Below are 8,660 nucleotides of genomic sequence, written 5' to 3'. Positions count from 1 at the left end.
CTTTTTCCGTGGAAAGAGTGCATTATCTACAGGAATGGTTTAACTCGGAATCCTATCGTCAAATTCGCCGGGGAAACTATGCCAAAACAGGGGTTAAAAGCTCAATTAATGTTGATGCTCATGATAGCGAAAGCGAAAGATTGCAGCGACAAATAGCAGAACTACAAGCGGAAATTGAACGGGCAAAAAGACAAAGAAACCACGAATAATCTATACGAAGGCAGAGGGCAAAAGGCAAAAGGCAAAAGGCAGGAGGCAAAAGGCAGCTTTGTTCTCCCCACACCCCACACCCCACACCCTTTACTGATCACTGAAAATTCTCTTGTCTGTGTTTTGCCAATTTGGTGAGTACAATAGAGGTATCGGGAACCGAGAATGGCAATTCTCCCTACGATTATCCATACACACTTACCCCCACTCTCTCTTTTTTGTTCTACTGCCCATGCTCCAAGATACCCAATCCATTCGTTACTATCAAAGACTCACCGATGACATGGTGGATCTTTGGCACCGTGGCTCGCGTTTTGATGAGATCCGGCTATATGTAGAAGGCTATTTAGCCTGTTTACGCCATTCTAGTTCCATAGAACCCTATCTAATTCATCGTCTCGAAGAAGAAATATTTCGTTTTCTGCGAGATCCCTCTAATTTTGAATATCTCTCCCCCCAAACCCAAACCCAAACCGAAGCAGATTATGGCTATTATTAACCCCATCTCGGCTTAAGGGAATTTGGCCATCATTCCGCCCAAAAAATCGGATTGACTCGCGAGAATCGCCCCGGGATTAGACCTCTTGCATCGGGCAGAATTGAGGAGTTAGGAGTCGGGAGACAGGGCGATTTTTACCAGCGCTCTACCGAGCTTGACAGGAACGAGATTCGGTCATCTGTAGAACAATAGTATCGATCGCTTTCACTAGGGACTGTCCAGAAACCCGTTGATTATTAACGATAATGCTAAATAACATCGGTTCTTGGTGGGGGTTTTCTAGATAACCCGATAGGGCCCGCACACCGGTAAGAGTGCCGGTTTTAGCGTAAACTGTGCCAGTAGCGGCCGTCTGACGCATTCGGTTTCTCAGGGTGCCACTAATTCCCGCTACCGGTAAGGAAGCATAGAAAGTGTCTCGATTAGGAGAATAATACATCACCCGCAAAATTTCCACGATCGAGCGGGGAGTAGCGGTATTACGGCGGGATAATCCCGAACCATCGGCTAAACGAAAACCACTGGGATTGATGCCCAATTGTGCCAAGATGGCAGTAACATTTTTAGCACCGCCGATAAAGCGAAAAAGAGTGTCAGCGTAGAAATTATTACTTCTCTGATTAGTGATATTAACCCAATCGCGCAGGGATTTCTTCTGAATCGTCGTTTCCGGGTTCATCACTTGTAAAGCGGCAGCCGTGGTAAATAACTTTGTATTAGAAGCGGGGATAAAATAGCGATCAGCGTTATGACTATAAATAACTGTTTGGCGATCGATAGATTCGATTAATATACCCCACTGATTGGGAGCTTGACTAATAACTTTATCGATATTTGCCCCGATCGATTGAGTACAGGTATTATTGGTGTTATTGTTTTCTGGCGGGGGAACGTATAATTCTATGGATTCGTTCGACGAGGAAGGAGCGGGATAAACAGACAGATTAACTTGAGCGATGCTAGGATAGGCCAAGGCGATAGTGGCTACACTGGCCACTGTCAACGAATTGAGGCAATTGAGGAGTTGTTTCATGCTGTGTTTGTGTAAGAGTCTGGTTTCCGTAAGCGTTCGCCCTATTGTACCAGTTGCCGCTCAAGTGTCAAAGTTACCTTTCTAACAGATTTTAGCGGCTAATTCACACCCATGCCAGAGAAGAAAGCTGGCAATAGCCCAGAACTACACTGATACCTATTCTCAAGACCAGTTGGGATTTTTCTGGGTTCCAAAACCGGGCTATTTTGATACCGTTGACATTGCTGGTGACAATTTGGGGATAATAAAAGCAAAGTGTAGGAAGAGGGATATCCGACCCATGTATTCTGTCTCAGATGATTCCAAAACAATGACGAATACCAGCCGTCAAACTGTGCTAGAGACGTTAAACTTACAAAAAACTTATCGGACAGGATTCTGGTTAGATAAAAAAATCGAATCCTTGAAAAACTGTACTTTAATTGTCCATGAGGGCGAAACCTTTGGATTATTAGGCCCGAACGGGGCCGGCAAAACCACACTCTTAAAAACCCTTTTGGGGATTGTCCGACCCACTTCCGGACGGGCCTTGATTCTCGGTCAGCCAATTGGCGATCGCTCGGTCAGGCAACGCATCGGCTATCTTCCCGAAAATGCCTACTACTACGACTATCTCACCGGCTGGGAATTCCTGCAATTAATCGCCAGCATTTTTCAAATTCCCTCTTCTGTGCAGAAAAAACGCATTCCTGAATTATTGGATTTAGTGGGATTAGACCGCAAAACTGCCCAGAAAAAACAATTGCGTCAATATTCTAAGGGAATGATGCAACGGATCGGTATAGCCCAAGCATTAATCAATGATCCTGAATTAGTCTTTTTCGATGAACCGATGTCGGGACTAGACCCTATCGGTCGCTATCAGGTGCGGGAAATTATTCAATCCCTCAAACAACGGGGGAAAACCATCTTTTTTAACTCTCATATTCTCTCCGATGTGGAACAAATTTGCGATCGCATTGCCCTGTTGGCCCGGGGAGAATTACTCTGTGTTGGTTCCCTCGAGCAAATTCTCGGTCGTGCTGATGTCTATCAGGTGATTGTTCAAGGTGGTAGGGAGGATCAACTACAGCAATGGATACTCGGTTTGCATTGGCGCGATAATTGTTGGCAGGGACAATTACAGGGAGAACCCGCTGCTTTTCTGGCTGCCCTGCCTAGTATCGATGCTCGCTTGATTAGTCTGAATTTAGCTCGTGCTTCCCTAGAAGAATTTTTTATCGACCAATTACGTCAGCGCGGTATTACCTCTAGTCAATAAGCACTCTCAGAGCAAATCCGTTGAGTATAGGCTACATATTAGGACAGGCAAAAGGCAAAAGAGGGAATAGATAATCAGTTTTTAATAACTGGATTTAGTATTAATCTACAAGGGAAGTTGCCAAAAAGGAGACGAGCGTGCGACGGGGAAGACATAAAATTTTTATCGGCATGGCCCCGGGGGTCGGGAAAACTTACAAAATGCTGGAGGAGGGGCATAGCCTCAGAAAGCAGGGAACCGACGTGGTGATCGGACTGCTCGAAACCCACGGCCGGAAAGAGACCGCCGCAAAAGCCGAGGGGTTGGAAATCGTACCGAGAAAAATCCTAGAGAAAGAGGGATTTACTCTCTCGGAAATGGATACAGAAGCGATTATCGCCCGCTCGCCGCAGCTGTGTCTGATCGATGAATTAGCCCACACGAACGCGCCTGGTTCGGAGCGAGAGAAACGCTTTCAGGACGTGGAGATAATTTTATCCCGGGGAATCGATGTTTACTCGACAGTGAATATCCAGCATATCGAGAGTTTAAACGATTTGGTTGCCCGAATCACTGGGGTGGTGGTGCGGGAGCGAATACCCGATCGAATTTTGGAGGAAGCTGATGAAGTGATCGTGGTAGATGTTACCGCTGAAACCCTAGAGGAAAGATTATTAGCGGGAAAAATCTACGCTCCCGAAAAGATCCAACCATCTTTAAATAATTTCTTTCGACGGCGCAATTTAATCGCCCTCCGGGAACTCGCCCTGCGTGAAGTGGCCGATACAGTGGAAGAAGAAGCGAGTAATTCGACATTTATCGGTCAATTCTGTCCCGTTCACGAACGGGTATTAGTCTGTGTTTCCACCTATCCCAACTCTTTACGATTATTACGTCGAGGAGCGCGGATAGCGGGGTATATGAATGCGGAATTTTTCGTGATTTTCGTCGATAAACCCGATCGCTTTCTCACCAAAGAGGAGGCTTTACATATCGAAACCTGCGAACGTTTATGTCGGGACTTCGAGGGGAAATTCTTACGGGTTAAAAGCTATCAGGTGGCATCAGCGATCGCAGAAGTGGCCGAACAGGAACGAATCACCCAGATTGTGATCGGGGAGAGCCTTCAATCGCGCTGGAAGAATTTCATCAAAGGTTCTTTCACCCAAAAACTCATGCGTCTGATCTGGCAGAAAAATATCGATCTTCACATCATCGCCACCGAACCAAAAGTACCGATTAAAAACGCGCGGGCCAAGGGGGTGAAAAGGTGACTACCTGACTTGAAAGAGGTTGTGGGGTGTAGGGTGTGGGGTGTGGGGTGTGGGGTGTGGGGTGTAGGGTGTGGGGTGTGGGGTGTAGGGTGTAGGGTGTGGGGTGTGGGGAAGGAAACCTCGGAACTTTCTGCCACTTCCCCACTTCCCCTCTCAAATCAGCAACGCCCTCTGGGATGATATTCTAGGAGTTAATCTTTAATGCAAATCCGTTGTCACTTAAGGGAGTTAACTCATGCAGGTAAATAATCTCGGCTTTATCGCTAGTATCCTATTCGTCCTAGTCCCCACGGTTTTCCTCTTGATTCTGTTTATCCAAACCAGAGAGGAAACCGAGGGTTAAATTCCTTCCCTATCCCTATTTTTCCTAAAAACCCCGGTGATTTCTTGAAGTCATGCGGGGTTTTTTCGCTTCAATTAGGGGAAAATGCTAGTTTCGTCTCCAGTAAGCATTTCACGATTCCATAAGCAAAAATTATCACACAAAGCCGAGAAGAGCCTCGGATTTGGCGGATCTGAGTTTTTGTCCCTTTTGAGTTTCTCGATTTCTCGTTGATTGGCTTCCCGGTCAGCAACCACCCATAATTGTTTATCTTCATCCCACTTGGCTTCCGTGTATATTGCTTTTTCCCAAAAGCAGGCCGATTTAATTTGTTCTGGATTAAGACCCTCGGCTCCGTTGAGGAAGGCTCCGTTGAGGTTGGCTCCGTTGAGGTTGGCTTCTTCGAGGAAGGCTCCGATGAGGAAGGCTCCGTCGAGGTTGGCTCCGTTGAGGAAGGCTCCGTTGAGGTTGGCTCCGTTGAGGTTGGCTTCTTCGAGGAAGGCTCCGATGAGGTTGGCTCCCTTGAGGAAGGCTCCGTTGAGGTTGGCTCCGTTGAGGTTGGCTCCGATGAGGTTGGCTCCGATGAGGTTGGCTCCGTTGAGGTTGGCTCCGTTGAGGTTGGCTCCGTTGAGGAAGGCTCCGATGAGGTTGGCTCCGATGAGCTTGGCTCCGTCGAGGTTGGCTCGGTTGAGGTTGGCTCGGTTGAGGTTGGCTCCGTCGAGGTTGGCTTCTTCGAGGAAGGCTCCGTTGAGGTTGGCTCCGTCGAGGTTGGCTCGGTTGAGGTTGGCTCGGTTGAGGTTGGCTCCCCTCAAATTTGTCCGACTTAAATCAAGAATTTTAATTTTATTAGAGTCAGTTGTTTCAGCCAAATTATCCCCTTTACGCCGCCCGATTACCGTTAAAGCGGCCTGAACTGGAATACTCACGGAAGGGAGCTTTTCTGGGGTCTTCTCTCTTTCCTCTGCCTCTGGCTTCAGTTGTTGAATATTCGAGGGAATGGGGGAATTTTTACGAATGTAGGAAGTCAGCACTTCCATAATTGTCCATTGATCCTTGGGAGAATCTTTGGCAATTCGCTCTAGGGAATAAATGCCGCCAATTACCACCTCCTCTTTACCACTACCGATTTGCTCGACAGCTTTCGAGAAGCGCTCGGTAATCAGACGTTGCTGAGTCAGTTGCATTTCCGCTTGAGAATTGAAATAATTGACAATAAGCCCAATTCCTGCCAAAAGGGTAGCAATTAATCCCAGGGCAGAAATAATCGTTTTGACCACATCAATGGCAAAGGTGCGGCTGTCTTTGTCTTCACGGGCAAAAAGCCCCGGTATTTGCTGAAATAGCCAGAAGGGAAAGATTAGCAGTTTCCAAGCAACTCTGACAAGAGACTGGAGCGATAGCAACAATCTTTTAATTAGCCTTTTTCCCCCGCGATAGGGCATTTTTAGATTCCAAGCAAGAATCGCTCTGGGATGTTGGCTCAAATATTCTTTCGCTTGCTGCCAGTCATCTATCTCATTGCCTTCTTTACCCGATGCCAGCCGTTTTTGATAAAACTCGTAAGCCTTGATCTGGTGCAATTCTAAAGGAATTCGTGGTGATTTTTTCGGAACCATGCAGCGTTTTCCCCGCCAATAGATGGATTTTGCCAAGGGACTGAGGGACTGACAAAACTGTTTTCGAGACCGGTTGAAAAGAAGTAAGTAGGTAGGCGTTAAAAGTTGTCAGATGCCCCCCTTATTAAGGGGGGATTAAGGGGGGACTAAGGGGGGATCGGCACCCCCCTTATCAAGGGGGGCAGGGGGGATCGAACCTAAAATCCATTTTTAATTTAATTATAACCAGCTACTTACAATCCAACCATTAAAGTTTATCTGTTAATCGGGTAATCGGCTCTCTCGGATGCTGTGTAATCAACAGGATCGATCATCGAGATTGTCGGTATAGACTAGAGCCTAACGTCAACCTTTGATCAAGCTGTTGGGCTACAATCCAGCAAGGACAAGAGAGCCTGTTTACAGAACCGATTGATCGCTTTAAGTGGTGTACTCGGCGTTAATTTTGACGTAATCGTAACTAAGATCGCAACCCCAGGCCGTACCTGTTCCCGAACCGTTACCGATACAGATAGACATTAAAACGGTATCTTCTCGTAAATAAGCCCCGCTTGCTGCCGCTTTCAGGTAATTACTGGCACTAGCTCGATCGAACGCCAGAGGTTGACCATTTTCCATCATCACGAAGTCGCCTAACTTAATTTGCAGGTCTTCTTGATGGAAGACAACCCCGGCCCGGCCCGCGGCCGCCGCAATTCGTCCCCAGTTGGGATCTCGACCGAAAACCGCCGATTTTACTAAGGAAGAACCGGCAATGGTGCGAGCAATCTGACGAGCGGACTGATCATCGGCCGCCCCCGAAACCCGCACTTCTATTAAACAGGTGGCTCCTTCCCCATCCCGGGCGATCGCTTTGGCCAGGTATTGACAAACTTCCGTTAACATGGCCTCTAACTTTTGGGCATCCCGGCCCATTTCTGTGATCGCCGTGGTGCGCGATTGACCGTTAGCCAAGGCGATCAGACTGTCATTGGTACTGGTGTCCCCATCCACCGTAATCTGATTAAAACTTTTATTAGCCGCCCGACTTAACATATTTTGCCAGAGAACCGTCGATACTGCAGCATCACAGGTAATAAAGGAGAGCATCGTCGCCATATTCGGGTGAATCATCCCCGATCCCTTGGCAATTCCCCCAATTGTGACCGGACGACCATCGATGGTGGTTTGCAAGGCGATCGATTTGGGGACTAGATCCGTGGTCATAATCGCCCGGGCCGTGCTTTCGCCGCCATTTTCCGACAATAAACCCGCTAAGGTCGGTAAAGCGGCGGTTAACGCATCCATGCGAATCCGTTGCCCGATCACTCCCGTAGATGCCAGCAAAATTGCATCGGCGGGAATCCCTAAAACTTGGCTCAAGGCGGCGGCACTATCGAGAGCATCTTGCCATCCAGCTTCCCCCGTGGCGGCGTTTGCTTGGCCGGCATTACACAAAATCGCCCTGGCGCTGGCTTTAGTTTGTAGGCGTTGACGGCAATAATCGACGCAAGCGGCCCGCACTTGACTGGTGGTAAAGACTCCGGCGGCGATCGCTTCTGTTTCCGAGACAATTAGGGCTAAATCGGGCAAACCGGACGGTTTTAGCCCTGCGGCCATCCCTGCGGATTTAAATCCTTTTGGGGCCGTGATCCCCCCCTCTATTTCCTGCCAATCGGCCATTTTCTCCCGTCTCCTACTCAAATTCGACGATCGATTATAGCAAGTAAAAAGCCAAAAAGTAGCAAAGGGTTTGACCGTTGCGGGTTGGGGAGAGGGGAGTGGGGAGCATAAATAAAAATAATCCAGGAGTCTCGGAGTCTCCCTTGTCCTGATTAAGCTGTCTCTTGGGCAGCGGCTAATTCTGCCAGTTTTTCCTGTTGATCCTTGGCGATACAGGATTGGATCACATCTTCGATATCGCCGTCTAAAATGCGATCGAGGGAAAAATTCTGATTTAAGCGATGATCGGTGAGACGATTATCCTTATAGTTATAGGTGCGAATTTTTTCCGAACGGGAACCAGTTCCCACCTGAGAGCGTCGCATGGAACTGACCGCTTCCTGTTGTTCCTGTAACTTCATATCGTACAGTTTCGCCCGGAGAATCTGCATAGCTCGTTCCCGGTTTTGCAATTGCGATCGCTCCTCGGTACAAAAAACTCGGATTCCCGTGGGTTTATGGATTAAATCGACGGCAGTTTCCACTTTATTGACATTTTGACCGCCTGCACCCCCGGATCTAGCCGTGGTTAACTCAATATCCTTGGGATCGATATGCACTTCCACATCGTCCACTTCTGGCATAATCGCCACGGTAGCGGTAGAAGTGTGGACGCGACCACTGGCTTCCGTCAGAGGAACCCGCTGCACCCGATGGACTCCCGCCTCAAATTTCAGCTTACTATAGACGTTATCGCCTTTAATCTCTAAAATTGCCTCTTTAAATCCTCCCATATCCGCCGGAGATTCACTCAAAAGGCTAACT

At 48.0% G+C, this 8,660-nt stretch carries 10 protein-coding genes and 1 pseudogene; 6 read left to right on the top strand and 5 right to left on the bottom strand.

The window, feature by feature from the left end; translation table 11 throughout:
- From PX482_RS10640 to PX482_RS10630, 3 genes and pseudogenes are all read left to right on the top strand, one after another.
- Positions 1-209: pseudogene (locus tag PX482_RS10640) on the top strand (peptidase M48); the annotation flags it as partial.
- On the top strand, positions 175-348 hold the full coding sequence (locus tag PX482_RS10635; protein ID WP_288122422.1) for a hypothetical protein: 174 nt from the start codon (positions 175-177) through the stop codon (positions 346-348). The pseudogene PX482_RS10640 and the gene PX482_RS10635, both read left to right, overlap by 35 nt.
- A gap of 94 nt (positions 349-442) precedes the next feature.
- The gene (locus tag PX482_RS10630; RefSeq protein WP_002759637.1) at positions 443-709 is read left to right on the top strand and encodes a DUF6761 family protein; all 267 of its coding nucleotides are present in this window, start codon (positions 443-445) and stop codon (positions 707-709) included.
- Between the two features lie 145 nt (positions 710-854).
- Here the strand turns inward: PX482_RS10630 and dacB are convergent, their stop codons facing one another.
- Positions 855-1,742, bottom strand: a complete 888-nt coding sequence (gene dacB / locus PX482_RS10625; protein WP_002759635.1) for a D-alanyl-D-alanine carboxypeptidase/D-alanyl-D-alanine endopeptidase — start codon at positions 1,740-1,742, stop codon at positions 855-857.
- Positions 1,743-2,022: 280 nt separating this feature from the next.
- Between dacB and PX482_RS10620 the strand changes: the two genes are divergently transcribed.
- On the top strand, positions 2,023-3,003 hold the full coding sequence (locus tag PX482_RS10620; protein ID WP_012267680.1) for an ABC transporter ATP-binding protein: 981 nt from the start codon (positions 2,023-2,025) through the stop codon (positions 3,001-3,003).
- 137 nt (positions 3,004-3,140) lie between these two features.
- Positions 3,141-4,256, top strand: coding sequence for a histidine kinase (locus tag PX482_RS10615; RefSeq protein WP_002759628.1), 1,116 nt, complete (start codon positions 3,141-3,143; stop codon positions 4,254-4,256).
- On the opposite strand, the gene PX482_RS10610 is transcribed toward PX482_RS10615, so the two are convergent.
- Positions 4,190-4,393, bottom strand: coding sequence for a hypothetical protein (locus tag PX482_RS10610; protein WP_071825036.1), 204 nt, complete (start codon positions 4,391-4,393; stop codon positions 4,190-4,192). The genes PX482_RS10615 and PX482_RS10610 overlap by 67 nt on opposite strands.
- A 98-nt stretch (positions 4,394-4,491) precedes the next feature.
- Here PX482_RS10610 and psbM point away from each other — a divergent pair, with 98 nt between their 5' ends.
- Complete coding sequence (psbM, locus tag PX482_RS10605; RefSeq protein ID WP_002745897.1) at positions 4,492-4,599, top strand: photosystem II reaction center protein PsbM; 108 nt, start codon at positions 4,492-4,494, stop codon at positions 4,597-4,599.
- A gap of 74 nt (positions 4,600-4,673) precedes the next feature.
- On the opposite strand, the gene PX482_RS10600 is transcribed toward psbM, so the two are convergent.
- The 3 genes from PX482_RS10600 to PX482_RS10590 all read right to left on the bottom strand — a co-directional run.
- Positions 4,674-6,194 (bottom strand): pentapeptide repeat-containing protein, encoded by a 1,521-nt coding sequence (locus PX482_RS10600; RefSeq protein WP_288093990.1) that lies wholly within the window; start codon positions 6,192-6,194, stop codon positions 4,674-4,676.
- A gap of 420 nt (positions 6,195-6,614) precedes the next feature.
- On the bottom strand, positions 6,615-7,856 hold the full coding sequence (argJ, locus tag PX482_RS10595) for a bifunctional ornithine acetyltransferase/N-acetylglutamate synthase (protein WP_002759624.1): 1,242 nt from the start codon (positions 7,854-7,856) through the stop codon (positions 6,615-6,617).
- Between the two features lie 152 nt (positions 7,857-8,008).
- Positions 8,009-8,660 (bottom strand): peptide chain release factor-like protein (locus PX482_RS10590; protein ID WP_288093989.1); only part of this gene is annotated, 652 nt, incomplete at its 5' end.

The sequence above is a fragment of the Microcystis sp. M53602_WE12 genome, assembly GCF_030065455.1.
In the GTDB taxonomy this organism is placed as follows: Bacteria; Cyanobacteriota; Cyanobacteriia; order Cyanobacteriales; family Microcystaceae; genus Microcystis; species Microcystis aeruginosa.
The sequence above is the reverse complement of the archived record's forward strand: the minus strand, read 5'-3'. Positions and strand labels throughout refer to the sequence as shown.